The following is a 25,663-nucleotide window of genomic DNA, read 5'->3' on the forward strand; positions in this document are numbered from 1 at the left end:
CCGCCGAGAGGCGGCCGATCCCTTGTCAGTCCGGACGGCAGGTCTCTGCCTACCACGGGGCTTGCGGGCTGTTCCTGACACGGCAGTCCGTCCCCGAAAGAGACAACGAACGATCTACCGCCGCGACCTCCGGGCCGCGGCCGGTTGCCTCCTCCGCCTGTCCGCCGCCTTCCGCGGTGTACGGGCGGGGTGGGGGAGCTGGAGTTCTTCCTGCTTCACAACGACGTGCAGCCCCGGTGCGCGAACACCGGGGCTGCTGTTCGGGCCCGTTCCTGTCTGAGAGGAGCAAGACCCAATGAAGTCAATCGTTGCACGTCACACGGGTGTTACCCAGCTGCCGGCCGATCTGGAGCCGACGGACGCTGAGCTGGACGCGATCGAGGCGGAGATGCCGGTCATCTCCGCCGAGGTCGAGCTGTGGGATGCACTGATCGCCCTGCTGGACCGGCCTGCGTCGGAGTTCGACGCCCGCCGGATCCGCCGGGCCCACAACCGGGTACTGACCGCCCGCCGGGACGCGGCCAACCGCGCCGCCAGCACGCAGGTCTCGGGGGACGCGGCATGAACGACCGCACCGAAGCTCACGTCGATCTGCTGGGAGCGATCGTGGAAGCCCTGAACCTGCCGCTGCCGTCGATCGAGAAGGCGGACGAGCGGCTCTACTACCGGCTGCTGGAACGCCGGGCGCTCGCCGTGCGGATCATCATCGAATCGAACCGCGCCGTCACCCGGGACCCCCGGTTGGCCGCGGACGCGATCCGCACCCGCACCGCCGAGGAGCCCGTCACCTACACCCCGTTCGAGCCCATGAAGGACGGGGTGGACCGGTGAACGGCCGCCCGCTAACGGGAGCCCAGAAGGCTGTCCTCGGTCTCGCGTTCGTCCCGATGCTGGCCACTGGGGCGGCTGGCGGGTACGGGACGTACTCCAACATCAAGGGCGCGTACAACTCCGGCACCGCGCTCGGCGCGGTCGCGGCCGGTGAAGGCGCCACCGCCGTCCTGGCGCTGGTGCTGCTGGGGCTGACCATGCTGGGTCAGTCCTCCCCGGCCGTGGTCCGTGCCGGGCTGTGGGCGCTGCCGGCCGCCGCGTCGGCCATGTCCGCGGTCGCCGCCCCGGACGGGCCCCGCACCGTCATCTACGCGATCACCCCGCTGGGCATGTCGGTCTCTGCCGAGGGCATGGCGTTCCTCGCCCGGCGGATCGTGGTCCATGTCGACGGCCGGGACGCCGAGGCCGAAGCAAAGGCCGCGTCGGTGGTGCAGGCCCTGGCCTACCACCGCGCCCGCGCCGCCAACCACCCCGACGAGAAGATCCGGGAGCGGTCGGATCGGGCGTCGTGGCGTCTGGCCCGGAAAGTCGGCAGGTCGGACACCACGCTCGGGGCCCGGCTGCTGGATGTCCAGCGGGAGCGGATCACCACCGGTGCGGACGTGGCCCTGGGCGACATGTTCGCGATCACCGTCACACCCCCTGCCGAGCCCGTCACGGCTGGCCGTGACGCCGTCACGGCGGCCGTGACTCCCGCCCTCCCTCCGGTCCCCGAAACGGCCTCCGACGAGGGTCCCGTCACGGGTGGGCGTGACGCGGAAGGCACGCAGGTCAGCGACCCGTCGACCGGCCTGGAAGAGGGGGGCGTCACGCCCTCCGTCACGCCTGCCCTCCCGCCCGTGACGCTCGACGAGGTCGCTGCCATCGCCGGGGTGCCCACCCCACTGATCGCCGAACCGCTGACCGACGAACAGATCGTGGTCGTCCTCCGGTTCCTGCGCTACTCCGCCGACCCGCCCCTGTCCTACCGGCAGACCGCCGCCGCCTTTCGCGACTCCGGATTCACCGGGGGCGAGGCACGCATCCGGGGCGCGTGGACCACGCTTATGGCTCAGGAGGAGAGCCCCCGGTGAGCACCCTCCCCGTCTACCGGTGGCGCCTCGCACCTGAGGGTCTGGCCACTCGTCGTCAGCTCCGCGCCGTCGGGCTTCGGCCCGGCGGGCAGGATGTCGTCGCCCAGCTGGAGCGCCCGCGCCGACGGCGGGGCCCGCTGGTCGCCTACCTGTACCGGGTCGACCTCGCGAAGCCGGTCCGGCCGATGACCCCCAACCGGTGGGCGGCTCTCGCCAAAGCGGATGCGGCCCGCCGCCGATGCCCGGTCTGTCGGGATCACCTCCCGTACGTGATCCCGACCTCGCTCGGCATGTGCGTGGCCTGCCACGACTTCCCTGAACAGCGCGCCGCCTGAACACACGACTCTTCACCCCTGAGCACCGGAAGGAGGGGGCCGCCATGTCCGGCATCGACTGGGACAAGGAGTTCACCCGCATGAACCCCGCAGCCCCGGAAAAGCCCAGCACGTCGTCCAAGTTCTCCGCCAAGTTCAGCGGGGTACGCCGCAACACCGCCGCTCTCGCCGTGTGCGGCACCATCGCCGTCCTCGCCGTGTGCGGCACCGTCGTGGCCGTCACCAGCATGCAGGGCGAGCAGGCCGCCCAGGACCGCGCGCGGGCCAAGGAACAGGCCGCGAACACCCTGGTCGAGGTCGAGGCCGACAAACAGCGCGCGCAGACCGAGGAAGCCGCGGCCAAGGCCCTGTACGAGCGGGAGATGGCCGTCTACCTGGAGTGCATGAAGGTCCGGGCGGCGGCCGTGGCCAAGGCCGCCTCCTACGAGGTCGCGAAAATCCCCGCCTGCGCCGCCCCCACTCTCGGCAGCACGACCCCTAAGGCCAAGGAGGCCGCCGACGGTTCCGGCGGTGGCATCACCTCCAGCCCGTGGCTGTGGGTGGCGCTGGTGGGCGGTGGCGGGCTCGTCGCCTACAAGAAGCTCTCCGCACCCTCCGGTTCCGGTGCGGTCACCCCTGCGAACAACAAGGGATTCACCTTCGAGAAGGGTGCATGAGAATGACGCTCCAGTTCTTCGCCCTGGCCCTGTTCTGCTGGGCGGTGTTCTTCACCTTCAAGAAGACCAAGGGAAAGCAGCAGATGATCTGCCTGCTGCTGATCGTCTCCGGAATCTTCCTCCCGTACACGCCGTTCAGTGACGAGATCCGCAGCACCCTCGAATCCGTCTTCAACACCGCGAACGACACCGTCAGCGACATCGGCACGTCACGCTGAGTCGGCTCGACGTCCGGTTACTGGTTACCGGTTACAGCCCCCAGGCACCGCCCCGGGACCGCTCTGGGCGGCCCGAACCGGGCACGCAGGGCCTGTAACCGGTAACCGGTAACCCCCGACAACTACACAGTGTCATGGAAGGAGGCTCGTGGAACTCCTCATCCTGCTCGCCATCACCTACCTCGTCGGCGTCGACAACACCCACGGCAAATACGAGCAAGCGGGCATCAAGAAACCCCCACCCAAGCCGAAAGGGAAATGGCAGCCGACCCGGGCGCCGGACACCTTCCGAAACGCCCCCTACAACGCTGCCGCGAAAGCGCATTACGGGCTGCTGGCGGGTGCCCACTGGGCCGGGGGACTGCGTGACGGATGGCGCTCCGCCTACCTGAAAAAGCCGGGGAAGGCGCCTTCCGGTTCGCCTTCCGCCACGGCTCCTCCGGAGCCCTCTGCGCCTGCCTCCGGGGCCACGGTGCCGCCGAAGCCCACTACACCGCCGGCGCCCGCCACACCCCCGACGGCCCCGCCGCCGAAGCCCCCAACGCCGCCGACCCCGCCGCCGTCCGCGGCCGCTGCTCCCACACCTGCTGCAGGGCCGACGATCCCGCCAACCGGCACGGTCCCTGCGCCGCCCGCCGTCACGATCCCCGAGCAGATCAGGAAGGACCCCGCGATGCAGCCCAACCCGCCTATCCCGCACACCGCGACCGTCGACGCCAACGGCATCCACGTCACCACCGCCCAGGGGAAGTCCCGCACCTACAGCGGCGGCGAGGTCATCACCCTGACGCAGGTCATCGACCTCGCCGAGGGCGCCGCCACACTGTGCCAGTCCAGCTCCGAGACAGCCATGGAGCTGGTGGACGAGTCGTCGCAGCTGGCCGCGGACTGCGACGTCCTCATCGCCGAGATCACGGAGAAGGGCGTCGGCTCGAACCTGATCGGCAAGTGCGAGCACCTGAAAGAGCAGCTCGACCTGCAGGCCGCCGCCGCGAAGAAGCTCCACGACCAGATCCAGGGCGGCGAGGAGGCCTGTCGTACCGCGTCCGCAAACGCCGAGGTCCGCCACGGCCAGATCTTCCGGGCCGTCGCCGACTCCCCGCTGACCAAGCCCGCCGAACGCGACTTCTACAACGCCCGATAGACGAGGAGCAGCCCGGATGTCTGTCACCGAAACCCTGAAGGACGCCGCCACGTACGCGGCCCTGCGCACGAAGCTGGCCTGGCTCACTCACCAGGTCCACGCGCACGCCGAGACGGTCACCAAGCTTGCCGCCGACGTCGACGAGACGGCGGAGCAGATGCAGGACGCCTCCGAGACGATGAAGGCGCTGGCCGTGGACGCCGCCACCACGGCCGAGTTCGCCGACGCGGCCCTGACCATGACGGGCGCCAAGGAAGCGGCCGGCGCCTACACCGCGGCGGCGGACAGTGCGGCCGCGGCCGCCGACGACGCCAAGACCACGACCGAGTCCGAGCACGGTGGCATCGCCGACGCGGTGGACACCTCCCCGGTCGAAATGGCCGAAGCCGCCTTCTACACCCAGCAGTAGGAAGGAGCAGGGGCCATGGGGCCGACCCGCACACAGTTCATCCAGTACGCGCCCGCCGCCCTCGCCGTGGGGGCGCTCACGGTCGGCCCGTGGTCCGCTCTTGCCGCTGCGGCGGCCGGGGCGGGGGCGTGGGCCATCGGTGCCTCCGCCCCCGTCCTGCGCTCGCTGATCGCCTGTGGGATCACGACCAGCGGTTGCGGCATCGCCGCTCACCAGATCCTGGCCAGCGGCATGGACCCGCTGTTCGCCCTCGGTCTCGCCGTCCCAGCCGGAGCCGCAGCCCTGGCCCACTACCGCAACACCGGCGGCGAACTCGCAGCCCTGCCCGCCGCGACGGCCGCGGCTCCGGCGGGGCAGTCCTCGCAGGTGCAGGTGATCACGGCGTGGTGGGCGGAGTTCATCTCCGGCCCGACGCAGACCGAGGGGCGCAAGCTGATCCAGCCCGGGGCCGTGCTCGCGCACCTCGCCCTGGACGTCGGGGACGAGCACGTGTCTTTCACCGGGGTCATCACGCTCCCCCAGGGCCAGCAGGTGAGGGTGAAGGCCGCGGACATCGCCTCCGTCTACGGGATTCCCGTCTCCCGGGTGGAGCTGGGCGATCCCAAGCACTACGCGCCGAACGCGCTGCCCGTCACCGTGCACCTCAAGAAGGCGACGGCGGCGCCGGAGATTGCGGCCGGCGTCCCGACGACGCCCGAGGAGCTGTGGGCCGCGCACGTCGCTATCCCCGACGGCGCGATGCCCGGCACCCGCCTGACCCTGACCCGCTACGACGGCCCCCTGGACTGGGAGGGCATCGCCACCCGGGAGCGGAAGGCCATCGGAACGGTCAACATCCAGGACCTGGCCGGGAACCTCGACCTGTCGAACATCCAGGTCGCCCTGGCCGCCACCGACAAGCCCACGCAGATGGGCGTGCGTGTGATGAAGGAGCACACGCTCATGCACGGCACGATGCTCTCCACCGTCGCGAACGAGCTGGCGATGGACTCCCGCGGATACGTCCGCCTGGGCACATACATCGACGCCCAGCCCGCCCTCGTGCCCCTCGCCCAGCCCGGATCCGGCGCCCGCCACCTCTACCTCGTCGGCGGATCCCGCTCCGGAAAGTCCGGAGTGCTGGAACAGATCCTGCTCTCCGCCCACCGCTCCCGGATCGCGGTGATCCTGTCCTCCCCGCAGGCCGGAACCATCGCCGGAGCCCCGCTGACTGCCTTCTGCGGGGACGGCCTGGACGAGGCGATGGGCGCCCTGCGCCTGGCCTACGCGCTGATGCTCGACCGCGAGAGCCGCTACCGCTCCCCGTCCTTCCCCTTCACCGACCCGCTGATCCTGGCCGTCATCGACGAGGCACACATGCTGCTGGCGACCTCCTCGCCCTATCACGCGGAGGCGAAAGCGATCGTGGAGCAGATGACCCGCCGGTCCTTGAAGAGGGGTATCGGCGTGGTCCTGGCCACGCAGACCCCGCTGGCCGAAGACCTCGGCAACTCCTCGATCATCCGCTCCCAGCTCCTGATCGGCGGCGGCGCGGTCTTCCTGCGCTGCGCCAAGGGCCAGGGCTCCCTGGTCGGTGCGAATGCAGTCCAGGGGGCGGAGGGGATCGACCTGTCGCTGATCCCCGACTCGTGGCCCGGTCAGGCTCAGAAAGTAGCCGACCGCGACATGTCCGGCCTGGACACCACAGCCGTCGCCAAGCCCGAGGACGCCACCTTCGGCCTGGGCTACCTCCTGACCCCCGGATCGCAGGCCGTCCAGTTCCGTTCCCTCTACCTGGACGTCCCGCCCGCATCCCTCGCCGGAAACCAGCCGCCCGTCGCCGTGGAGGACTGCGAGGCGTGGCAGCACGCGGAGGCGATCGCGCAGACCCCGATGGTCGACCAGCGCGGCAAGAACCTGATCGGCAGCCTCGCCGACCTCCTCACCAAAGCCCAGCAGGGAGCGTCCGCGCTGCCGCAGCAGCGGGCCCAGACCGGCCCCGCCGGCCCCGCACCTGCTTCGGACGGACAGGAGCTGATCAAGCCGCGAATCCTCGAACTCCTGAGGGAGGAAGCCATCCCCATGACCGCCGAGACCATCGCCCGAAAGCTCGGCACCACCGCCAAGAACATCAAGCCGCGCCTGTCCGAACTGAAGAAGCGCGACGAGATCACCAACGAAAACGGACTGTGGAGGGCAGCATGAACCGCACCACAACCCGCTTCACCCCCATCGACCCGGACCTGTACGCGAAAGCGTTCCAGCTCCTCGACCCCGCCCCGGAACCCGACGTCCCCGCGGCGCCGGCCGCGCCCGCCGTCCTCGCCGCGACCCTGCCCGTACACCGGCCCGGGCCGGTCGAGAAGACCCTCACCGACGCCCTCGTGTTCCTCGACACCCACGGCTGGGCCAAGCGCCATCTCATCCACCCCGAGGGCGCCCGCTGCTCCATCGGCGCCCTGCGAGCCGCCGCCGGCACCCGCAACACCGCCTACCGCGACGCAGGCAACCTCCTCCTGGACGAAGCCCGCCGCCAGCACGGCAAGCAGTGGGACGCGATCCCCACCTGGAACGACTCCCACACCGGCCCCCAGGTCCGCGGCGTGTGGGAGGCCGCCATCCAGCGCGCACACCACCTGAACATCTGAGTCCGGAGCCGCCCGTGTCGTTCTCCTTCACCGACCCCAAGCCGAACAACGAACCGTCCTTCTCTTTCACCGAACCGGCCGACGTGGAGGAGCAACTGCAGGCGATCGCCGACATGGCACACGAAATCCTCCGCCTCGTCGCCGCCCTCCGCAGGCAGATCAACAACTGAACGCCCCCAGACAAGGAGGGCGGCCCCTCTCGCCAGAGTCCGGGCCGCCCTCACGCATGTCCGGCCGCGCCACCACTCGTCAACCGCCGAAAGGCCACCGCGTGAACCAGCCCCTGTCCGAGCGCGTCGGCGACGCGCTCGCGCTCCTCACCGGCACGCACACCGTCCGCTGCCTGCACCCCGGATGCCGGGTCTCCGTCCGCTACCGCCACGTCGCCCCCGACGAGGCCAAGCGGTTGACCGCCCTGGCCACCGACCACACCCGCCACTGAGGAGCACGACATGTCCGACGACGACTTCGCCTGCGGCGAAGGGCACTGCCTCTGCTACTGCACCGGCGCCGGCCACGCCTGCGGATGCGACTGCCCCCGCTGCCCGCACTGCCAGCAGGACCCCGAGGACTGCGACTGCGACGACTGCTGACCACACCCGCCACTGAGGAGAGAACCCCATGACCAGCACCACGATGCCGTGGTTCGAGACCCTGACCGACAGTGTGTCCGCTCTGGGCGCTGCCGCCCGTGAAGCCCGCACCGCCCACCGCGCCGCAGAAGCTGCGGGCGCGCAGTACAACCTCGACCGGCTTCGACTCCTGGACGGCGCGATCAGCGTGCCCGGCCGGTCCTCCGGGGTGCCGGACCGGCCGCACGACCGCGCGCTGTTCACGATCGGCCGCTCCCACGGCGAGCACGAGCGACGGATGGCCGACCTGTACGAGGACGCGGCCGCCGCCTACGCGTACGGCACCGCCTGGGCGATCCAGCGCGTGCTCGACGGCCACGAGCCTCCGCTCGTTGTCCTGGGCCGCACGTCCGACGGCCGCACCGTCATCCCCGACGAGGTGTTCCCCTACCCGCCCGCCTTCAAGGGGCTCGACGGCTGGAGCGGGCACGCAGGGTTCGAGCGGGCCCGGGGCGAGCTGGAGCGGCTGGGAGACCTGTGGGCCTACGTCCACGGTCTCGACGAGCCCGACATCCCCGACACCTTCGACCTGCTCGCCTCCACCGAGAACCTCGAAGCCTTCCCCGACGCCGCCTTCGGATTCGGCCGGATCGCCGAGTCCGCGCTGACCTTCGCGCTCCTCGACCACCGCCACCCGCACCGGCGCTAGCTACGCCGAGGGCGGCCCCCTCTCACGCCAATGAAGCGGGGCCGCCCTCGTCCACAACCCATCAACAGACCTGTGGAGGACTCCAGCATGGCTGACCCCACCGACTTCCCGCGAGACCCCCGCCAACCGGCCTTACCCACTCACCTGCGTACCGGGCTCTGGCTCGCCGGGATCGGACTGCCCGTCCTGCCCCTGCGCGCGAGCAAGCTCCCCGTCGGGAACTGTGCCGCCTGCACCAGCAGCAAGGGGGCAGGGCCCTGCCGGTGCGGGGACCGGCCGAACATGAAGTTCGCCGGGCCCTGCCAGTGCCCGGCCCCGTGCCACGCCTGGGCCGCTGCCACCACCGACCCGGCCGTCCTCACCTCTCCGGCGTGGGCCCGCTCGTGGCGGCAGGCCGGAGGGGTCGCCTACCACCCCGGCGGGGCCCACCTCACGGTCGTGGACCTCGACAACGCCGACGCGGTCGCCTGGGCCCACCAGACCCTTCCCGCGACGAAGACCGTGGTGACCACCCGGGGGGAGCACTGGGTCTACCGGGGCGCCATGCAGTCCGCCAACGGGGTCCGGCCCGGCGTGGACATCAAGTCCCTGATGTCCTACGCCCGCTGGATCAACACCGGGACCGGCACCATGACCACTCTGCCCGATACCGTGCTCGCCCTGGTCGGCAGGGAAGAGTCCACCTCCACCCGCTCCCGGGGAGGGGAGGTGGACTCTTCCTCACCGGCCCGGGCCACCTGGGACCGATCGGTCGCTACCGGCTGCCGCCACAACGAGACCTTCGTCCGCACCGGCCTGGAACGTGGGCTCGCCAGGATCACCGCCTGCCGCGACGAGGGCGCCGGATCCAAGGCCTACGGCGTCGCCCGCTTCCTCGCCAACCAGCACACCGCCTGCCCCGGCCCCTGCGGCCTGGAGATCCTCGCCCGGCACATCATCGACGCGGCCGTGTCCGTGGACGTCCCTGAGGCGTACGCCGAGCGGGCTGTTACCAACGGGTTCGGCGCCGTGCTGGTGAAGGCGCCATGACCGCCCGCCCCAGCCCCGCCGAACCGGCCCCCACCCCGGACGCCGGTGGCGCGCCGAAAGTCGTCGCCGAAGGCGTCCCTTCATCAGTTCGCCCTGACCCGCTCGCCGACGACGGGCGCCGGCCGATGGCCTGGCTCCACATCGTCGCCTCGCCCTCGTACGGCGCGAGCCCGAGCGTCCGGTCCTGGTGTTCCTGCGGCCGGGACGTCTTCGCCGCGGGCCGAGCCCGCGCCCTCGCGCTCATCGCCGACCACGCAGAGCACCGCACAGCTTGCTCCCGCCTCACCTCGCGAAGGGAAGCCGCATGACCACGCACGACCCCGAGCTGTGGGCCGGATTCGACGAGATGACCCCGGAGGACGTTGCCGGGCCCGGATGGGAAGAGCCCGTACCGCTCAACCCGCGCGGGCAGCTCCCCACCTTCCCCGTGGACGCTCTGCCTGACTGGCTCGCCGCCATGACCGCCGGTGTTGCGGAGGAGACGCAGACGCCCGTCGACCTCGCCGGGTGCCTCGCACTCGCCGTCATCGGCACGGCCGCCGGCGGGCGCCTCACCGTGACCGTGCGGGGGCAGTGGAGCGAGCCGGTCAACCTCTACACCGCCGTCGCGCTGCCACCCGGCAACCGAAAGAGCGCAGTGTTCGGGCTCATGACCAAGCCTCTCCTCGCCGCCGAGAAGGCCCTCATCGAACTCACGGCGCCCCAGCGCGCCGAGGCTGCCGCCTCCGCCCGGATTGCGAAGGCTGCGGCCGAGAAGGCCGAGAAGCTCGCGGCCAACGCCGATGCCGAGAAGCTGGCCGATCTGACTGCTCAGGCCGCTTCTCTGTCCGAGGCTGCGGAGCGGGCTGTCGTCCCGGCGGAGCCGCAGCTGATCGCGGACGACGTCACGGCCGAGAGCCTGACCAGCCTCCTCGCCCAGCAGGACGGACGGATCGCGATCCTGTCCCCGGAGGGAGAGATCTTCGAGATCATCGCCGGACGCTACTCCGGCCTCCCGAACATGGGGATTTTCCTCAAGGGCCACGCCGGCGACATGGCCCGCGTCAACCGCCAGGCCCGAGACGCCCAGTACATCGAGAACCCCGCCATCACCATGGGCCTCGCCGTGCAGCCGGATGTCTTGGACTCCATCGGCCAGATCAAGGGCGCCGACGGCCGCGGCCTGCTCGCCCGGTTCCTCTACTCCAAGCCCGAATCCCTCGTCGGCTACCGCAACCTCACCCCCGAACTCCTCAGCCCCGACACCGCCGGCACCTACGCCCGGAAGCTCGGGTGTCTGGCCCTGACTCTCGCGGGCTGGACCAAATCTGCCGAACTCACCCTCACATCGGAGGCTGACGCTGTCCTGCTGGCTTACCAGCGCGTCACGGAATCCCGGCTCCGCAAGGACGGGAGCCTCGCGCCGATCGTGAACTGGGCCAGCAAGCGCGACGGCGCCGTCGCCCGCATCGCAGGCCTCCTCCACCTCGCCGCCCACCCCGAGGACGCCTGGACGCGGCCGATCGCCGCCGCAACCATGGCCGCCGCCACCCGCCTCGGGGACTACTTCACCGCCCACGCCCTCGACGTCTTCAACGCCATGAAGGCCGACCCCGCCCAAGAAGCCGCCCACACCGTCCTGACCCACCTGACCGAGACCCGCACAGCGACCTTCACCAAGCGCGACCTCTTCCGCGCGATGCCCCGCAGCGAGTTCTCCGCTATGGGTGACCTCGACCCCGCCCTGGACCTCCTGGAGGAGCACGGTTGGATCCGCCAGCAGCCCCCACGGCCGCGCACCACACGCGGCGGCCGGCCGCCCTCGCCCCGCTACGAGACCCACCCCCGCCTCACCCCCGCAGCCTGAAAACCCCCGAAACCTCTGACAGAACTGACAGAACCTCCCGACGAGGCCCCTGACCTGCAAAAACGAGCACTTTCGGAGGTGTGACAAAACCTCCGAAAACTCACACAGAACTCCAAAAACCTCGCCGCGGGGCGAGCCGTCCGGTCTGACAGAACCTAGGTTTTCGAGGTTCTGTCAGAGTTTTTTGAGGTTGTGTCACGCGGACCGAACCCGCCAAATCCGCAGGTCAGAGGCCAGATGGCGAGGTTCTGTCAGTTCTGTCAGTACTTTCCGGGGTTTTCGCACCCCGGACCGAGCTGAAGGAGCCCGATGGCCCGCCCGCAGATGCTCAAGCTCGCCGACGTCCTCACCGAACTCGGCATGAGCCGAGCAGCCTTCTACCGGATGCGCGCCCGCGGCCAGGGACCGCGCCTCTACAAGCTCCCCAACGGGCAGCTCCGCGTCCGCCGAGCGGACCTCGATGACTGGCTGGCTGCCTGCGAGACAGCGGCCGCATAACCCGTCCGTCATCTCGGGCTCCAGCCAGTCCGGCTGGAGCCCGTTTTGTTTCCTTGAACGGAGTCGACTTGTACAGCTACGACGTACGGATCTGGGGCATCAGGAGCCGCCAGAGCAAGAGCGCCCCTTACCAGCTCCGGTGGATCGTGGGGGGAGAAGAGCATCAGGCCCCTTTTCTGACCAAGACCCTCGCCGATGGTCGACGCGCTCAGCTCATGGAAGCGGTGCGTAAGGGTGAACAGTTCGATGTGACATCCGGGCTGCCGGTGTCGGAACTTCGCCAGCTCAAGTCACCCACCTGGTTCGAACACGCCAGGGCATACGCCTGTATGAAGTGGCCGGACGCTGCGGCCAAACACCGAGTCGGCATTGCGGAGGCGATGACGAACGTGACTATGGCTCTCGTCTCGGGTGGGAAGTCGGCCCCTGATCCGAAGGTGCTGCGACTGGCCTTGCGGTCATGGGCCTTCCAGATGACGTTGGACCCTGAGGGGAACACTGTCCCCCGCATGAAGGCCGAGCCACCGCCGGCGCCCGCAGTCCAGGCGCTGGAGTGGATGGCCAGCCATTCCCTCCGCGTGTCCGAAGTGGCAGAGGCGGAGAACCTGCGCCGTGCTCTTGCCGCCATCTCCCGGCGTCTCAACGGCAAGCGCGCGGCGGACAACACGATTAGGCGCAAGCGCGCCGTCCTGAGCAACGCCCTCCGGTACGCCGTCGAATGCGACGCCTTGCCCACCAATCCGCTGCCCAAGGTCGACTGGAACCCTCCGCAGACCGACGACGAAGTGGACTTCCAGTACGTCCCCGGTCCCGAGCTTGCCCGTCGGCTCCTGGATGCCGTCCAGGCACAAGGCAGCCGCGGCCAGCACCTCCACGCGTTCTTCGGCTGCATGTACTACGCCGCGATGCGCCCGTCTGAGGTGGCCGCCCTCGCCAAAGCCGACTGCAAGCTGCCATCGACGGGCTGGGGTGAGCTGCTCCTACGCCGAAGCCGCCCTGAGGTTGGGGCGGGCTGGACGGACAGCGGGACACCCTACGACGAACGGGGGCTCAAGCGGCGGGCGCGCAAGGCCAGTCGTTCGGTGCCCGTGCCGCCGGCGCTCGTACAGCTCCTTCGCAGCCACCTGGAGCGCGAAGGGGCGGCCGCCGATGGTCGGCTGTTCCGCGCGGTGGAAGGTGGCCGTGTCGGCTCAAACGAGTACACCCGCGTATGGGACGAAGCCCGGGAGAAGGCGCTGCCCGCCGCGGATGTGGATACGCCGCTCGCGGAGGTCCCTTACTCGCTTCGGCACGCTGGTGTATCGCTCTGGATCAAAGCAGGTGTCGACCCAGTGGAAGTGGCCCGTCGTGCTGGCCACAGCGTGGCCGTCCTGTGGAAGTTCTACGCGAAGATCCTGCGCGGCCAGCAGCAGGTGTCGAACCAGCTCATCGATCAGGCTCTAGCGGAGGAAAGCACACCCGAAGGGGCATGACAGCCTGGCCACAAGTTGGCCGCACGCGCTGGTCAACAGCGTGACAGGGGCGATTCAGGGTGAGACAGGGCGAGCAGAGAGGGCGTGACCCCCAAATGGGATCACGCCCTCTGACCTGCTACTTCTCTGACCTGGCGGTGGGTGTGGGATTTGAACCCACGGTGACATCGCTGCCACGACGGTTTTCAAGACCGTTCCCTTAGGCCGCTCGGGCAACCCACCTGGCCGGTACAGAGTACCGGCCGGGCGGGGGTGGCGGGCGACTGTGAGGTCAGGAGGCCTGGGCCTTGTCGTAGGCGGCCTTCGCCTCGTTGCCGAGGTACGGGCCGTACATCCGGTTCGGCAGGAAGGTGTAGCCGAAGCTGTTCACCGAGACCTGGGTGCCCAGGCCCGTGGCCTCGTTGAAGTCCTGGAACCAGGGCCCGCCGCTGGAGCCGCCGGTCATGTTGCAGCCCAGGCCGTGGTCCTTGGTGAGCAGGAAGTCCTTGCCGCTGTTGCCGCTGCAGTAGACCAGCTTCGTGCCGTCGTACGGGGCCGCAGCGGGGAAGCCGAAGGAGTACATCTTCTTGTTGTAGCCGCCGTTGAAGAGGACCCCCTGGGCGCCGACGGCCTGGCTGAGGGTCTGGCCGTTCAGCGGGGCGACGACGGCAAGGCCGACGTCCATGTTCATGTCCTCGCTCGCCGCCCACTGGTCGGTGGCGAAGGTCTTGGTGGCCGACCACTGGCCGTAGGGCGCCGACCCGTTGTTGTAGGCGGGCACGAAGACCCAGTTGGTGTGCCAGGCGCCCTGGTACTTCACGCAGTGGCCGGCCGTCATCACCGTGCTGCCGTTGGCACTGGTGATCGAGTTGCCGGAACAGGAGGCGGTGCGGCCGCCCATCGTGAAGAAGACCCGGCCCGACGTCTTCACGACCGCGCCTCCGCCCGTCCAGGCCCCGCCCGCTTGCGGAAACGCCGTGGGTGCTGCGGCAGACACCGCGGCGGTCGGGGCGATGGCGGTGGGTGCGGCGGACGTGGCCACCGGGGTGCGGGCAGCGCCGGGGACCGCCGTCACGTCGAGCGGGGTGGCCTCCCGCATCCGCTCGGCGGTCCAGAAGCCCTGGGTGTGCTGCTGCCGGAAGGATGCCGGGGCGTCCGCCGCGATCGAGGGGGTGGCCGCCGTCAGGACGCCCGCGACCAGGGCGCCCGCCGAGAGCAGGACGGACAAGGCCGTGCGATGACGATTCACGCATGACTCCTTCTGCCGTGCCCGGACCGGTCGGAGCCGGGCAGGGTGGGGGTGAAGAGCGGTCGGTGCGGATCGGCTGTGCGTGGTGCGTCGTACGTGGTGCGGCTTGCCGGGGCAGAGTGGCACGGCCCCGCGTCAAAGTCAGCGGCCAGTCAGAACGTTCGGTCGGATCCGGCCAGGAAATGGCCAACTCCCGGCCGTTGCGGCGTCATACGGTGAGCATCACGCCCACGTACGAGACACCGGCGACGACCACCCACGCGCCGAGCCCCAGCGCCGCCGCCCGCCCTCCGGTCCGCGCCAGCGTCGGCAGGTGGACCGCGCTCCCCAGGCCGAACAGGGCCGCCGCCAACAGGGCCTCCTGCGCGCTGTGCGCCCACTCCAGCGCTACGTCCGGCAGCACGCCGGTGGCGCGCAGCGCGGCCGCGGCCAGGAATCCGGCCACGAACAGCGGCACGGGGGCCGGCCGGCGACCCGAGGGGGTGCGAACACCGCGCCGCCGGGCCCGTACCGAGAGGGCGACCGCCGCCACCAGCGGAGCGAGCAGGGCCACCCGCATCAGCTTGACCAGCACCGCCTCGCCGAGAGCGTCCGGGCCCGCGGTCTGCGCTGTCGCCACCACCTGGCCGACATCGTGGACACCGGCGCCGACCCACCGCCCGAAGGCCGGGTCGGAGAGCGCCAACGGACCCTGAAGGAGAGGGAGTACGGCGATGGCGAGGGTCCCGCACAGAGTGACCAGTGCCACGGAGGCTGCCACGTCCTCCTCGTCGCTGCCCGACACCTCGCTCACCGCGCCGATCGCCGAGGCCCCGCAGATCGAGTACCCGGTGGCGATCAGCAGCGGCTGATCGCCCGGAAGCCCGAGCCGGCGGCCCAGCCAGAGGGTGCCGAAGAAGGTGGCCGCGACCACCCCGACCACCATGGCCACCGTGGTCCAGCCGAGCCGGAGCACCTGGTCCAGCCCCAGGCCGAGGCCCAGCAGGACGATGCCGATCCGCATCAGCCGCCGGCCGGCCAGGGAGAGACCGGCGCGCGCGGCTCCTCGTACGAAGGTCCGCGGCCCCGGGACGTGCGCCACCGCGATGCCCAGCACCACCGACGCGGTCAGCATCGGTACGGCCGGCATGAGGCGGTGGATGCACCAGGCGACCAGGGCTCCGCCCGCCGCCAGCGCCAACCCGGGCCAGGGAGTGGATGTTTCACGTGAAACATGCCGAACCGCCGTGCTCTGGGGGCGGTGGAGGAGGGCCATCAGTCGACGGGGAGCTTGTAGACGCGACGGATGCTGGTGCCCAGCCGGGACACATCGGCGCCGTACACGTGCACTGATATCGCCTTGGTGGAACAGGAGTTACGGACCTTGTGGATGTCTCCGGGCGGCGCGAAACCGCATACCTCACCCTGGGCGTTGACCACGTCCTCCGTCGCCACCAGGCGGGCGGGGCCGGCACCGGGTGCGAGCCGGAAGCGGCGTTCGCTCTCCTCGCCCTGGTGCACCCCGGCCACGCACCACGACACGTGGTCGTGGATACAGGTCTCCTGCCCGGGGAGCCACACCAGTGCCACCACGGAGAAGCTGCCGTCGGACTCCGCGTGCAGGATGTGCTGCCGGTAGCGCTCCGGGTCGCCCTCCTGCTGCGTCGGCGTCAGCAGGTCGGGTGCCCCGAGGTGCGGGGCGAGCCGTTCGCCCACCAGGTAGGCGGTGAGGTCGGGAGCCAGCCCCCGCTCCACAACCGTGCGGATCTCACTGACGAGGGCGGCCATCCTCGTGGTGGTACGGGCCGGTGTGGTGGTGGTCATACGGGCAGCGTGCGGGCGTCGTTCCATCGCGTCCAACGACAGTTGTGACCGGAAATCCCAAGCAGCGCTTATGGATTGCTCAGCAGCCGACCCGGTTCGCGGCCACCTGCTTCAGCGCGTTCAGCACCACGGCCGTCGCTGGGATCCGCAGATGGTCCCGGTAGACGTACGCGGCGATGTGCCGGCGCGCGGCGGGCTGGAGCGCCCTTCCGCAGACCCGGTTCAGCGAGAGCGAGGGCAGGACCAGCGCGGGCATCATCGCCACGCCCAGACCCTGGGCCACCAGGCTCTGCACCACCAGGTTGTCGTCGGTGGCGAAGCGGATGTCGGGCACGAAGCCCAGCTCGGCGCACTCGTGCAGCAGGTTCGCCCGGCAGCGCGGGCAGCCCGCGATCCACCGTTCCTCGGCGAGGTCGGCCAGGTGCACGGCGCGGCGCCGGGCCAGCGGATGCCCGGTCGGCAGCAGCACCGTCAGCTGGTCCTCCAGCAGCCTGACCTCGGCGACCTCCTCCGGTATCTCCTCGTGCAGGCCGGGATAGGTGAAGGCCAGGGTGATGTCGCACTCACCGCGCTCCAGCCGGCGCAGCGACTCCGGAGGCTCTCCCTCCAGCAGTTCCACCTGTACGCCGGGATGGTCCTTGGCCAGGCCGCTCAGGGCTTCCGGGACGAGGGTGACGTTGGCGCTGGGGAAGCCGCACAGCCTGACGCGGCCGGTCCGCAGGCGCGCGTACGCCCGCAGCTGGGCCTCGGCGGCGGAGAGGTTGCCGAGGATGGTCTCGGCGTGCCGGGAGAGGGACTCACCGGCCTCGGTGAGCTGCATCTTGCGTCCCACGCGGGTGAACAACGGGGTGCCGACGGCGCGTTCGAGCGCCTTCATCTGCTGGGTGATGGCGGGCTGGGTGTAGCCCAGCACGCGGGCGGCCGCCGAGTACGAACCGGAGGCGACCACCGTGTGGAACGTCCGTATGTGCCGAGAATCGAACACCAGCGAAGCATAAGCGGACATTGGAGGGGCCGTGGGCGGAATCCCGCCCACGGCCCCTCGTCGCCGGGCCACTGGCGTGGCCGGTGGTGCTACTTGTCGCCGACCCGTGAGCCGAGCGTGATGTCGACGGTGTTCGGCTTGCCGTCGCGCAGGTAGGTCAGCTTCACCGTGTCGCCGGGCTTGTACGTCCAGATCATGCTGATCAGGGTCGGGCCGCTGTCCACCGGCTTGCCGCCGAAGTCCGTGATGATGTCGCCCGGCTTGAGGCCCGCCTTGCCGGCCGGACCGTTGGGGTCGACGAGCTCGTTGGCGGCCGCGCCCTGGTCGGAAATCTTCGCGCCCTCGGCCTTGGCCTGGAGGTCCACGGAGACCGAGATCACCGGGTAGACCGGCTTGCCCGTCTTGATCAGCGATTCGGCCACGTTCTTGGCCTGGTTGATCGGGATGGCGAAGCCGAGGCCGATGGAGCCGGCCTGGCCGCCGCCGAAGCCGCCGTTCCCGGCCGACTGGATCGCGGAGTTGATGCCGATGACCGCGCCGCGGCCGTCGAGCAGCGGACCGCCGGAGTTGCCCGGGTTGATCGAAGCGTCCGTCTGCAGCGCGCTCATGTACGAGTTCTTGCTGCCGGTGCCGTCACCGGAGGCGACCGGGCGGTTCTTGGCGCTGACGATGCCGGTGGTGACCGTGTTGGACAGGCCGAACGGTGCGCCGATCGCGATCGTGGCGTCGCCGACCGCGACCTTGTCGGAGTCGCCGAGCGCCAGCGGCTTGAGGCCGGCCGGCGGGTTCTTCAGCTTGAGCACGGCGACGTCGTAGCCCTGGGCGCGGCCCACCACCTCGGCGTCGTACCGCTTGCCGTCGGAGAAGGTCGCGAAGAGCTTGCCGCCGTTCGCGGCGGAGGCCACCACGTGGTTGTTGGTGAGGATGTGGCCCTGCTGGTCGTAGACGAACCCGGTGCCGGTGCCGCCCTCGCCGTCGCCGGCCGAGGCCTCGATGGTGACCACGCTGGGCAGGGCGCCTGCGGCGAGTCCGGCGATGGAGCCGGCCTCGCGCTTGAGGTCCTTCGGGGTGTTGGTCGCGCTGATGGTGGTCGAGCCGCTGCCGTCGCTGCTGCGTTCGGCGGCCCAGTAGCCGACGCTTCCGCCGATGCCACCTGCGACGAGGGCCGCCACGAGCACGGCTGCGATCATGCCGCCCCTGCCCTTGGACTTGGGCCCGGGGGCGCCGTCGGCGGTCGGGTGGGCGCCCCAGACGGGGCCGCCGCCCGAACCGCCTGCGCCGTACGCCGGCACGGTGGGGGGCGGGGGCGGCCAGCCCTCCGCTCCGTACGCGGCCGTGGCGGGGGCCTGGGCATAGGGCTGGCCGTACCCGGGGTCCTGGCCGTAGGTGGGCGCCTGGGCCGCGGGCACGGGCGGGATCTGCTGGGTCGGCTCGGTGCCCGGCGCGGGCGTCGGCGGAAGCTGCTGGGTCACCTGCTCACCGGCGGCGGGCGCCGGAGCGGCGGCGGGTGCCGCTGGCGGGGCGGCACCCGGGGCGGTGGGGGCAGTCGGGGCGGCGTCCTGCGGGGCGTGGTCCGGCCGCGGAGCGGGCGCGGGGGCCGCCGCCGTCTCGGAGCCCTGAGCAGGGGTTACGGACGGGGCCGCGGGGGGTGTGGGGGCCGCGGTGCCCTCGTTCTCGGTGCTCACAGCTCTCTCTCCTCGTCACACACAGCTGCAGAATCTGGCGATATCGATCCGGCTGAACGTTCGACGTGCCGTACAAGTTCCAGAGCAAAGCCTTTCCCATGCCCCGTCAGAGCACTGTAAGCCGGACCTGTGCATCTCCCCTCATTCTTTATGTCCGGCATTTCGGATGCACTCGCGGGGCCGGACCTGGACCGCCGGGGGGCTGACGGTGGCACCATGACCCGGTGACCCACGCAATGCCGCGCACCATCCAGGTCGTCGCCCACCGCGGCGCTTCGGAGGACGCCCCCGAGCACACCCTGGCCGCCTACCGCAAGGCCATCGAGGACGGCGCCGACGCCCTCGAATGCGATGTCAGGCTCACCGCCGACGGTCATCTGGTCCTGGTCCACGATCGCCGGGTGAACCGCACCTCGAACGGCCGCGGCGCCGTCTCCGCCCTGGAGCTGGCCGATCTCGCCGCCCTGGACTTCGGCTCCTGGAAGGACCGCGAGGAGTCCCCCGACTGGGACGCGGACCCCGAGCGCACCTCCGTCCTCACCCTGGAACGCCTTCTGGAGCTGGTCGCGGACACCGGACGGCCGGTACAGCTCGCGATCGAGACGAAGCACCCGACCCGCTGGGCCGGACAGGTGGAGGAGCGCCTCCTGTTCCTCCTCAAGCGCTTCGGCCTGGACGCCCCGCCACCCGGCGGACCCCACCCTGTCCGGGTCATGAGCTTCTCCGCGCGCTCCCTGCACCGGGTGCGGGCCGCCGCGCCGACGGTCCCGACCGTGTACCTGATGCAGTTCGTCTCGCCACGGATGCGCGACGGGCGGCTCCCGGCCGGGGTGACGATCGCCGGCCCCGGGATGCGGATCGTCCGCAACCATCCCGGCTTCATCCGCAAGCTCCAGGGCGCCGGTCATCCCGTGCACGTATGGACAGTGAACGAGCCGGAAGATGTTCAGCTCTGCGCTGATATGGGCGTGGAAGCGATCATCACGAACAGACCCCGCCAAGTTCTGTCCCAACTGGGGCGCTGACGTCCCCATTTGCGCAGTCGTCACCCCCGCCCCGCCGGTCACAGGGTGTGCTCCGGCGCATCCGCTCCGCATTCGACCGGCGCGAATGCGTCAGAGCGGCCCGCTTCGGCGGTTTCCGGTCCAGGCCAAGGGGGCATCCAGACCATGCGTGGGGCTAAGGAGGTTCCGGGGGTGGCGTTGGTGGTGGCACAAGAAGTGCCCACGTCGTCGTGCATGGACGTACGCCATGGTCCTGCGGGCGTGGGTGAGGCCAGGCACCGGATGCGCGAACAATTGCGTATCAGCGGGGTGGCCGAAACGGTCGTGGACGATGCCGTACTGATCCTTTCCGAACTGCTCAGCAACGCTTGCCGACACGGCAGGCCGCTGGGGGCGCGGGAAGTCGGGGACGGGGAGATACGCGCCGCATGGCGCATCGACAGGGCGGGGCGGCTGACGGTCGAGGTCACGGACGGGGGTGGGCCGACCCGGCCTGTTCCTTCCACGCCCTCGGTCACCGCACGCGGCGGCCGGGGGCTGAACATCATCAGCGCCCTTGCCCAGGACTGGGGTGTCCGGGACGGAGCGGCAGGTGAGGTCACCGTCTGGGTGGTCGTCGCCTGTGGGCCCCGGCACGACGATTTCGCTACGCGCGTTGCGCCCCCGGCGATCGACTTCAGTACGGCATTCGACGATCTCGATGTCTGAACCCGTGGATCCGCAGCCCAGGACACCCGGGCGCCGGGATCCCTGACCGCACAACAGCTCGACATCAGCACAGCAGTACCGGTCATCCGTACAGGCGGCCGTCCGGGAGCGCACGCCGACCGTGCTCCCGGGCCGCACCCCACCGGTTCCGGCGGTACGAACGGCTAGGCTCGCGCCCAGACACGACGCCGTACCGCCGCAACCGGGAGACACGCACGATGGCCAAGAAGCGCCCCGCAGCCAAGTCTGCAAAGCCGCAGCTCACCAACGGTGAGATCCCCGTTGTCGGCGCACGCGAGCCCTGCCCCTGCGGATCCGGGCGCCGCTACAAGGCCTGCCACGGCGCAGCCGCCGCGCACGCCGTCACCGAGCACGTCCAGCGCCCCTTCGAGGGCCTCCCGGGCGAGTGCGACTGGGTCGCGCTGCGCGAGCTGGTGCCCGCGGCCACCATCCCGCTGTCGCTGAAGGGCGGTCTGCCCGAGGGCGTCCCCTCCGTCACGCTGGTGACCGTACTGCCCATGGCCTGGCCGGCGCTGCGTCGCGAGGACGGGTCCGTCCTGCTCGGTCTGCAGAACGAGACGTCCACCGGGGACCTGAGCCGCGACATGGCCGACACCCTGGAGCGGGCGCTCGTGGCGGAGCCGGGAACTCCGGTCGCTGCCCGCCGGGTCCCCGCCGAGGGTCCCCGACTTCAGGATCTCCTGGACGCCGACGGCGGTTTCGAGCCGGTTGTTCACACCGGCTTCGAATTCTGGATTCCGGAATCCGAGGGCGGCCCGAACGCGTCCCCGGAGATCGCCGCCTCGCTGGAGCGCGCCAACGCGGCCGCCATCCCCACCGTCAAGCTGACCGGCGTAGACGCCGCCTACTGGTGCGAGACCCCGGACAAGAACCACCTGCGCTGGGTCATGCCGCACCCCGAGGAGAAGCTGCTCGACGCCCTCGCACGACTGCACGCGGCCGGCACGTCCTCGCTCGGCGAGGGCACGAAGCTCGTCGGGTCCTTCCGCGCCCACGGGCTGGTGGTCCCGGTCTGGGACCTGCCGACCGGAGTGACGGCCGACGACGTCGAGAAGCCGGCTGCGGAGTTCGCTGAGCGGCTGGCCAAGGCGCTTGCCGCGGACGCTCCGCTGACCCCGGAGGAGCGCCGGGCGCGCGGCGGTCTCACCAACCGCCAGGTGACCCTCAGCTGACACCCACGCGCATGCGCGGAGCCGGTGACCGGAGTCACAACTCCCGCTAATCGTCTGCAAATCGGTGTCTGAATATCAGAGATCGAATTTGCGAACAGGCGATCTCTTGTTACCGTTCTTGTAGCCCGGTCGCTGGTGCATCCCCCGTCGCCAGCGACCGGGCCCTTCCATTTAGGGCGGTGCTCAACCGTCGCCCGGTGCCGGTGAGTTGCTTCCGGACCGCAAGAGCAGCTGCCCTTCATCATCCGGAACTGCAAACTCCGCAACTGCGGAGTAACTCTCCGGTTCTCCGGCCGAGTCCTCCTTGGGTGTCTCGCACAGACCGGGTTCGTCACCGGCACCGACCGCACAGGCGATCCGTACCGTGCGCCCGGCCGGCCCCATCACCGTCAGCACGGCATCCAGCGCGCGGCCACTCGTGTTCCGGTAGTAACTCCTGCCCCACGTCCGGCCTTCGGCCACCAGCACGCACGTCTGCGCCTCCACTCCGTGGGGCGAGGACAGCTCGGGGCCGCAATGGGAATCCGTACGCGGCTGCTCCGCCGCGCCGGACTGCTCGGCCGTGGCGGGCGCCGCCGGGCGGGCAGCCGGCGCGGGGGCGGTTCGAGCGGGCTCCGAAAGACCGAGGGTCGTGAACAGGCCGCCGCCCTTTCCGTCATCTTGACCGGCGAAATCAGGCCCGGCGATCGCGCCGGCGAGCGGGAGCGACAAGATGATCAGCACACCGGCGCCGATACCGATCAGGCGGAGATTCATTCGCCGAAGATAGCGACGGGGGAAAGGGGCGCGGAGATCCCCGCGCCCAATTCCCTTGGAAACTCGTCCCGCTGACACCCGTACGAGTGACCCTGCGGGACCTCGCAGGTCAGTACGCGAGCCGGCTGCCGCCGCCGGGCGCTCCGCTGCTCGCCTCGACCAACGCGTCCACGACCGCCTCGACGTCGGGCAGCCAGAGTTCGGTCGCCGAGGCCTGCGACGCCCGTGCGCCAGGGGACTTCGGATCCGCCGGACGCGGGGGCACCGGACGCGGTTCGCGCTGCCAGCGCACTTGGCCGCCGCTGGAAGCGGCGGACGGCGGCAGCAGCAGGTAGCCGCCCTCGCCGTGGAACCGCAGCGAGGAGGGCACGTGGTCCTTCGCGTACAGGAGCTCCCCGAGCCGCTCCAGCGAGTACGGCGCCACGAGCAGCGCCCAGCGGGTGGGCGTGGCGACGACCGGCCCGAGGCGCATGCCCTGCGCGTCGAGTCGTACGAGGGCCCGTGCGGCCGCACCGGCCGGGAGGCTCACCGCACACGGGGCGGATCCGCCGGTCGCCATCAGGACGGGTGCGGTGGGCCGGTTGGTCCACCACCAGGCCACCATCCGGGGGTCGGTGGAGGCCGCGAGCAGACCGGGATCGAAGGGATGTGCGCCGGGGACGGCGCAGTCGGGGTCGGGGCAGGCGCAGCGCGCACCGTCCGTACCGGACCGGCCTACCCCGGGCAGGACGGGCCACTGGAACGTGGTCGCGCAGGTGAGCGCCGCTTCGAGGAGAGAGGAAGTGCTGCCGCTCTGTACCCGGTCGGGGCGTAGGGATTGAAAGCGATCGCGGAGCCGCTGGAGACGCCTTCCGAGGATCTCGCGCATGAGCGCTCGTTCCTTTCCGTTGAACGCCGAGGGCCACATCACACCATGTAACCGGAAACTCACCACACGTACAGGTTTCGCGTCACTGTCCGCCAGAGGCAGGTTCACGCGGTTCGTGCAGTTTTCTTACGGGTCCATCAAACGTCCGGCGGGGATGGAGCGCGACCCGCGCCGACTGCCGAGACCAGCTGCCGAGACCGACTGCCGCCGCTTAGGACGACGACCCGCGACCGAGCGGTTCCCGGTACGCCAACTGACCTCGGCCAACACCGAGTACGTACCCGAGCCCCCTGCGGAGCTCGTCCAGTCGACCTCAAAAACCGATCGCTTCCAGCTTTTTCCGGCCAAGTTCTAGCCTTGGCCCGACAGTGAGTTGCCGCCTCTCGGACACCAGGATTCCCACCGGGGCAATGCTGGACATGCATCCATGTGTGCGTGTAGATGTGGATTCCTTGATGGCGGCGCAGCACGATCTGGGGGTTTGCGATGCTATTCGGCGAATCGCACCAGGTGGAAAGGCGGACGCCATGAGCGCCCCGCATCTGCCGAAAGTGGCTGGAATCGATCCAGCAGTCACCGCGTCACCGCACACTGCGGCACCCGCGCCCGCCCGGACCGCCCCCACACCGGCCCCCGCGCCGGCCGCGGGCAGCCTCATCCAGGATCGCCTGGCGGGCATGGTCTCGGACCTCACCACCCTGCACGAGCTCACCGAACGCCTCGCCCGCGCAGGCGACCTCGACACCTCCCTCCACGAGTTCCTGCGCGCCGGAGCCGCACTCGTCGGCGCCCGCCGCGGCCTGATCGTCCTGGAGCCCTCCGACGGGCTCGGCCCCACCACCACGATCGGCCTCGGCCTCGGCCACGCCGAACTGGGCCACATCGAGACCGTGCCGCGCAGCGCGACCTCCTACGGGCGGATCCTCGACGGACTGCCCGACGCACAGGGCGGCTCCGAGTTCCTCCCCGAACCGGACGCGCCCCCCGGCACCGGCGGGTTCGCCGCCCCGGTGGACCCCCGCCACCGCGAGGTCGCCGCCCGCCTCGGCTACGCCGCCAGCTACGCGCTCCCGCTGACCGCCGAGGCCACCGGCCGGCTCGGCGCCGCAGTATGGCTCTACGACGAGCAGGCCGAGCCGAACGACCGCCAGCGCGACCTGGCCGGGCTGTACGTGCGGCACGCCGCCGAACACCTGGCCCGGATGCTGGAGGTGGAACGATCCCGCACCCACCTGGCCACCGTCGCGGAGGAACTGCTGCCCAGCAGGCTCCCCCGGATCCCCGGGGTGCAGCTCGCGGCCCGCCACCACACGGGACCGCGCGGCGGAGGCGACTGGTACGACGCGCTGCCGCTGCCCGAAGGCGCCCTGGGACTGGCCGTGGGATCCGTCACCGGAGCAGGCCCGAGCGCCGTCGCCGCCATGGGACGCCTGCGCGCGTCACTGCGCGCCTACGCCGTCATGGAGGGCGAGGACCCCGTAGCCGTCCTGTCGGACCTGGAACTGCTGCTGCGGCTGACCGAGCCCGCCCGCTGCGCCACCGCGCTCTTCGCCCACTGCGAGCCCGCCGGAGGACCGCAGACCGACGGCCGGGGCAGCAAGATCATCCTGGCCGGGGCCGGACACACCCCGCCGCTCCTCATCGGCGAGCACCGCACGGAGTACGTCGAGACCTCGCTGTCCGCTCCCCTGGGCATGCTGTCCTGCTGGGAGGCGCCGAGCACGGAGATCGAACCCGCGCCCGGAGAAACGGTGCTGCTGTACACCGACGGGCTGCTGCGCCACACCGGCGACCCGACGGACCGGGCGTACGCGCGGCTCCACGCGGCAGCCGCAGGGGTGCCCCCCGCCGCGCGGGAGGACCCGGAGGCCCTGTGCGACCACATCCTGCGGACCGTGCTGCCCGACGGGCGGCCGGCCGACGCCCCTGAGGACATCGTGCTGCTCGCAGCCCGGTTCGAGTGATCCGCCGTGGGTCCCGGACCGTGACAACCCGCACGATCCGGACCACGCCT

The 25,663-nt window shown here is 70.7% G+C and carries 28 protein-coding genes, 1 tRNA gene and 1 pseudogene; 22 read left to right on the plus strand and 8 right to left on the minus strand.

What is annotated here, in order from left to right; translation table 11 throughout:
- The first annotated feature begins 295 nt into the window (after window positions 1-295).
- From AB0F82_RS17990 to AB0F82_RS18075, 18 genes are all read left to right on the plus strand, one after another.
- Complete coding sequence (locus AB0F82_RS17990; RefSeq protein ID WP_362628539.1) at window positions 296-565, plus strand: DUF6284 family protein; 270 nt, start codon at window positions 296-298, stop codon at window positions 563-565.
- The gene (locus AB0F82_RS17995; protein WP_362628541.1) at window positions 562-831 is read left to right on the plus strand and encodes a hypothetical protein; all 270 of its coding nucleotides are present in this window, start codon (window positions 562-564) and stop codon (window positions 829-831) included. Before AB0F82_RS17990 ends, AB0F82_RS17995 begins: the two co-directional genes overlap by 4 nt.
- Before the next feature lie 56 nt (window positions 832-887).
- Window positions 888-1,904, plus strand: coding sequence for a hypothetical protein (locus AB0F82_RS18000; RefSeq protein ID WP_362628544.1), 1,017 nt, complete (start codon window positions 888-890; stop codon window positions 1,902-1,904).
- Entirely contained in the window at window positions 1,901-2,239 is a 339-nt protein-coding gene (locus AB0F82_RS18005) for an RRQRL motif-containing zinc-binding protein (protein ID WP_362628546.1), read from the plus strand. The genes AB0F82_RS18000 and AB0F82_RS18005 overlap by 4 nt, the downstream gene beginning before the upstream one ends.
- A 44-nt stretch (window positions 2,240-2,283) precedes the next feature.
- Window positions 2,284-2,895 carry a hypothetical protein gene (locus AB0F82_RS18010; RefSeq protein WP_362628549.1) on the plus strand — a complete coding sequence of 204 codons (612 nt, stop codon included), beginning with the start codon at window positions 2,284-2,286 and terminating at the stop codon, window positions 2,893-2,895.
- Window positions 2,892-3,113: a hypothetical protein gene (locus AB0F82_RS18015; protein WP_319727020.1), complete on the plus strand. Its 222-nt coding sequence runs from the start codon at window positions 2,892-2,894 to the stop codon at window positions 3,111-3,113. The genes AB0F82_RS18010 and AB0F82_RS18015 overlap by 4 nt, the downstream gene beginning before the upstream one ends.
- A 673-nt stretch (window positions 3,114-3,786) precedes the next feature.
- On the plus strand, window positions 3,787-4,257 hold the full coding sequence (locus AB0F82_RS18020) for a hypothetical protein (protein ID WP_362628552.1): 471 nt from the start codon (window positions 3,787-3,789) through the stop codon (window positions 4,255-4,257).
- A gap of 16 nt (window positions 4,258-4,273) precedes the next feature.
- Window positions 4,274-4,666 carry a hypothetical protein gene (locus AB0F82_RS18025; RefSeq protein WP_362628555.1) on the plus strand — a complete coding sequence of 131 codons (393 nt, stop codon included), beginning with the start codon at window positions 4,274-4,276 and terminating at the stop codon, window positions 4,664-4,666.
- Between the two features lie 15 nt (window positions 4,667-4,681).
- A complete protein-coding gene (locus tag AB0F82_RS18030; RefSeq protein WP_362628558.1) occupies window positions 4,682-6,850 on the plus strand; it encodes a type IV secretory system conjugative DNA transfer family protein in 2,169 nt (722 codons plus the stop codon).
- Complete coding sequence (locus AB0F82_RS18035) at window positions 6,847-7,293, plus strand: DUF6197 family protein (protein ID WP_362628561.1); 447 nt, start codon at window positions 6,847-6,849, stop codon at window positions 7,291-7,293. The genes AB0F82_RS18030 and AB0F82_RS18035 overlap by 4 nt, the downstream gene beginning before the upstream one ends.
- A gap of 14 nt (window positions 7,294-7,307) precedes the next feature.
- Entirely contained in the window at window positions 7,308-7,463 is a 156-nt protein-coding gene (locus tag AB0F82_RS18040; protein WP_362628564.1) for a hypothetical protein, read from the plus strand.
- A 101-nt stretch (window positions 7,464-7,564) separates the two neighbouring features.
- A complete protein-coding gene (locus tag AB0F82_RS18045; RefSeq protein WP_362628567.1) occupies window positions 7,565-7,735 on the plus strand; it encodes a hypothetical protein in 171 nt (56 codons plus the stop codon).
- Window positions 7,736-7,745: 10 nt separating this feature from the next.
- Window positions 7,746-7,886, plus strand: coding sequence for a hypothetical protein (locus tag AB0F82_RS18050; RefSeq protein ID WP_362628570.1), 141 nt, complete (start codon window positions 7,746-7,748; stop codon window positions 7,884-7,886).
- 28 nt (window positions 7,887-7,914) lie between these two features.
- Window positions 7,915-8,574, plus strand: coding sequence for a hypothetical protein (locus tag AB0F82_RS18055; RefSeq protein ID WP_362628573.1), 660 nt, complete (start codon window positions 7,915-7,917; stop codon window positions 8,572-8,574).
- An 87-nt stretch (window positions 8,575-8,661) separates the two neighbouring features.
- The gene (locus AB0F82_RS18060) at window positions 8,662-9,603 is read left to right on the plus strand and encodes a bifunctional DNA primase/polymerase (protein WP_362628576.1); all 942 of its coding nucleotides are present in this window, start codon (window positions 8,662-8,664) and stop codon (window positions 9,601-9,603) included.
- A 304-nt stretch (window positions 9,604-9,907) separates the two neighbouring features.
- Window positions 9,908-11,449: a YfjI family protein gene (locus AB0F82_RS18065; protein WP_362628579.1), complete on the plus strand. Its 1,542-nt coding sequence runs from the start codon at window positions 9,908-9,910 to the stop codon at window positions 11,447-11,449.
- 309 nt (window positions 11,450-11,758) lie between these two features.
- Window positions 11,759-11,947: a helix-turn-helix transcriptional regulator gene (locus tag AB0F82_RS18070; RefSeq protein WP_362628581.1), complete on the plus strand. Its 189-nt coding sequence runs from the start codon at window positions 11,759-11,761 to the stop codon at window positions 11,945-11,947.
- A 68-nt stretch (window positions 11,948-12,015) separates the two neighbouring features.
- On the plus strand, window positions 12,016-13,419 hold the full coding sequence (locus AB0F82_RS18075) for a tyrosine-type recombinase/integrase (protein ID WP_362628584.1): 1,404 nt from the start codon (window positions 12,016-12,018) through the stop codon (window positions 13,417-13,419).
- Between the two features lie 132 nt (window positions 13,420-13,551).
- On the opposite strand, the gene AB0F82_RS18080 is transcribed toward AB0F82_RS18075, so the two are convergent.
- The 6 genes from AB0F82_RS18080 to AB0F82_RS18105 form a co-directional block, all read right to left on the minus strand.
- A tRNA-Ser gene (locus AB0F82_RS18080) sits at window positions 13,552-13,641 on the minus strand.
- 49 nt (window positions 13,642-13,690) lie between these two features.
- On the minus strand, window positions 13,691-14,647 hold the full coding sequence (locus tag AB0F82_RS18085; protein ID WP_356811084.1) for a trypsin-like serine peptidase: 957 nt from the start codon (window positions 14,645-14,647) through the stop codon (window positions 13,691-13,693).
- A gap of 208 nt (window positions 14,648-14,855) precedes the next feature.
- Window positions 14,856-15,902, minus strand: a complete 1,047-nt coding sequence (locus tag AB0F82_RS18090) for a YeiH family protein (RefSeq protein ID WP_362628587.1) — start codon at window positions 15,900-15,902, stop codon at window positions 14,856-14,858.
- Window positions 15,902-16,450 carry a cysteine dioxygenase family protein gene (locus tag AB0F82_RS18095; protein ID WP_030816928.1) on the minus strand — a complete coding sequence of 183 codons (549 nt, stop codon included), beginning with the start codon at window positions 16,448-16,450 and terminating at the stop codon, window positions 15,902-15,904. The genes AB0F82_RS18090 and AB0F82_RS18095 overlap by 1 nt, the downstream gene beginning before the upstream one ends.
- Before the next feature lie 79 nt (window positions 16,451-16,529).
- Entirely contained in the window at window positions 16,530-17,435 is a 906-nt protein-coding gene (locus AB0F82_RS18100; protein ID WP_030647232.1) for a LysR family transcriptional regulator, read from the minus strand.
- A gap of 89 nt (window positions 17,436-17,524) precedes the next feature.
- Window positions 17,525-19,120, minus strand: coding sequence for a trypsin-like peptidase domain-containing protein (locus AB0F82_RS18105; RefSeq protein WP_362628591.1), 1,596 nt, complete (start codon window positions 19,118-19,120; stop codon window positions 17,525-17,527).
- 236 nt (window positions 19,121-19,356) lie between these two features.
- Between AB0F82_RS18105 and AB0F82_RS18110 the strand changes: the two genes are divergently transcribed.
- The 3 genes and pseudogenes from AB0F82_RS18110 to AB0F82_RS18120 all read left to right on the plus strand — a co-directional run bounded on the left by AB0F82_RS18110 (window position 19,357) and on the right by AB0F82_RS18120 (window position 22,025).
- A complete protein-coding gene (locus tag AB0F82_RS18110; protein ID WP_356811105.1) occupies window positions 19,357-20,145 on the plus strand; it encodes a glycerophosphodiester phosphodiesterase in 789 nt (262 codons plus the stop codon).
- 85 nt (window positions 20,146-20,230) lie between these two features.
- Window positions 20,231-20,832: pseudogene (locus tag AB0F82_RS18115) on the plus strand (ATP-binding protein).
- A gap of 218 nt (window positions 20,833-21,050) precedes the next feature.
- Window positions 21,051-22,025, plus strand: coding sequence for a DUF5926 family protein (locus AB0F82_RS18120; RefSeq protein ID WP_356811087.1), 975 nt, complete (start codon window positions 21,051-21,053; stop codon window positions 22,023-22,025).
- Window positions 22,026-22,208: 183 nt separating this feature from the next.
- On the opposite strand, the gene AB0F82_RS18125 is transcribed toward AB0F82_RS18120, so the two are convergent.
- Together AB0F82_RS18125 and AB0F82_RS18130 are read right to left on the minus strand one after the other, a co-directional pair.
- Window positions 22,209-22,781 (minus strand): hypothetical protein, encoded by a 573-nt coding sequence (locus AB0F82_RS18125; protein ID WP_362628595.1) that lies wholly within the window; start codon window positions 22,779-22,781, stop codon window positions 22,209-22,211.
- A gap of 109 nt (window positions 22,782-22,890) precedes the next feature.
- Window positions 22,891-23,649: a bifunctional DNA primase/polymerase gene (locus tag AB0F82_RS18130; RefSeq protein ID WP_362628598.1), complete on the minus strand. Its 759-nt coding sequence runs from the start codon at window positions 23,647-23,649 to the stop codon at window positions 22,891-22,893.
- 410 nt (window positions 23,650-24,059) lie between these two features.
- Between AB0F82_RS18130 and AB0F82_RS18135 the strand changes: the two genes are divergently transcribed.
- Entirely contained in the window at window positions 24,060-25,613 is a 1,554-nt protein-coding gene (locus tag AB0F82_RS18135) for a PP2C family protein-serine/threonine phosphatase (protein ID WP_362628601.1), read from the plus strand.
- Window positions 25,614-25,663 lie beyond the last annotated feature (50 nt).

It is taken from the genome of Streptomyces virginiae (assembly GCF_040638905.1).
Lineage (GTDB): Bacteria > Actinomycetota > Actinomycetes > Streptomycetales > Streptomycetaceae > Streptomyces > Streptomyces virginiae_B.

Excerpts from the sequence above, each read along its gene's own strand:
- AB0F82_RS17990 (WP_362628539.1), top strand. The coding sequence starts at position 296 with ATGAAGTCAATCGTTGCACGTCACACGGGTGTTACCCAGCTGCCGGCC.
- AB0F82_RS17995 (WP_362628541.1), top strand. The coding sequence starts at position 562 with ATGAACGACCGCACCGAAGCTCACGTCGATCTGCTGGGAGCGATCGTG.
- AB0F82_RS18000 (WP_362628544.1), top strand. The coding sequence starts at position 888 with ATGCTGGCCACTGGGGCGGCTGGCGGGTACGGGACGTACTCCAACATC.
- AB0F82_RS18010 (WP_362628549.1), top strand. The coding sequence starts at position 2,284 with ATGTCCGGCATCGACTGGGACAAGGAGTTCACCCGCATGAACCCCGCA.
- AB0F82_RS18015 (WP_319727020.1), top strand. The coding sequence starts at position 2,892 with ATGAGAATGACGCTCCAGTTCTTCGCCCTGGCCCTGTTCTGCTGGGCG.
- AB0F82_RS18020 (WP_362628552.1), top strand. The coding sequence starts at position 3,787 with ATGCAGCCCAACCCGCCTATCCCGCACACCGCGACCGTCGACGCCAAC.
- AB0F82_RS18025 (WP_362628555.1), top strand. The coding sequence starts at position 4,274 with ATGTCTGTCACCGAAACCCTGAAGGACGCCGCCACGTACGCGGCCCTG.
- AB0F82_RS18030 (WP_362628558.1), top strand. The coding sequence starts at position 4,682 with ATGGGGCCGACCCGCACACAGTTCATCCAGTACGCGCCCGCCGCCCTC.
- AB0F82_RS18035 (WP_362628561.1), top strand. The coding sequence starts at position 6,847 with ATGAACCGCACCACAACCCGCTTCACCCCCATCGACCCGGACCTGTAC.
- AB0F82_RS18050 (WP_362628570.1), top strand. The coding sequence starts at position 7,746 with ATGTCCGACGACGACTTCGCCTGCGGCGAAGGGCACTGCCTCTGCTAC.
- AB0F82_RS18055 (WP_362628573.1), top strand. The coding sequence starts at position 7,915 with ATGACCAGCACCACGATGCCGTGGTTCGAGACCCTGACCGACAGTGTG.
- AB0F82_RS18060 (WP_362628576.1), top strand. The coding sequence starts at position 8,662 with ATGGCTGACCCCACCGACTTCCCGCGAGACCCCCGCCAACCGGCCTTA.
- AB0F82_RS18065 (WP_362628579.1), top strand. The coding sequence starts at position 9,908 with ATGACCACGCACGACCCCGAGCTGTGGGCCGGATTCGACGAGATGACC.
- AB0F82_RS18070 (WP_362628581.1), top strand. The coding sequence starts at position 11,759 with ATGGCCCGCCCGCAGATGCTCAAGCTCGCCGACGTCCTCACCGAACTC.
- AB0F82_RS18090 (WP_362628587.1), bottom strand. The coding sequence starts at position 15,902 with ATGGCCCTCCTCCACCGCCCCCAGAGCACGGCGGTTCGGCATGTTTCA.
- AB0F82_RS18095 (WP_030816928.1), bottom strand. The coding sequence starts at position 16,450 with ATGACCACCACCACACCGGCCCGTACCACCACGAGGATGGCCGCCCTC.
- AB0F82_RS18110 (WP_356811105.1), top strand. The coding sequence starts at position 19,357 with ATGCCGCGCACCATCCAGGTCGTCGCCCACCGCGGCGCTTCGGAGGAC.
- AB0F82_RS18120 (WP_356811087.1), top strand. The coding sequence starts at position 21,051 with ATGGCCAAGAAGCGCCCCGCAGCCAAGTCTGCAAAGCCGCAGCTCACC.
- AB0F82_RS18125 (WP_362628595.1), bottom strand. The coding sequence starts at position 22,781 with ATGAATCTCCGCCTGATCGGTATCGGCGCCGGTGTGCTGATCATCTTG.
- AB0F82_RS18130 (WP_362628598.1), bottom strand. The coding sequence starts at position 23,649 with ATGCGCGAGATCCTCGGAAGGCGTCTCCAGCGGCTCCGCGATCGCTTT.
- AB0F82_RS18135 (WP_362628601.1), top strand. The coding sequence starts at position 24,060 with ATGCTGGACATGCATCCATGTGTGCGTGTAGATGTGGATTCCTTGATG.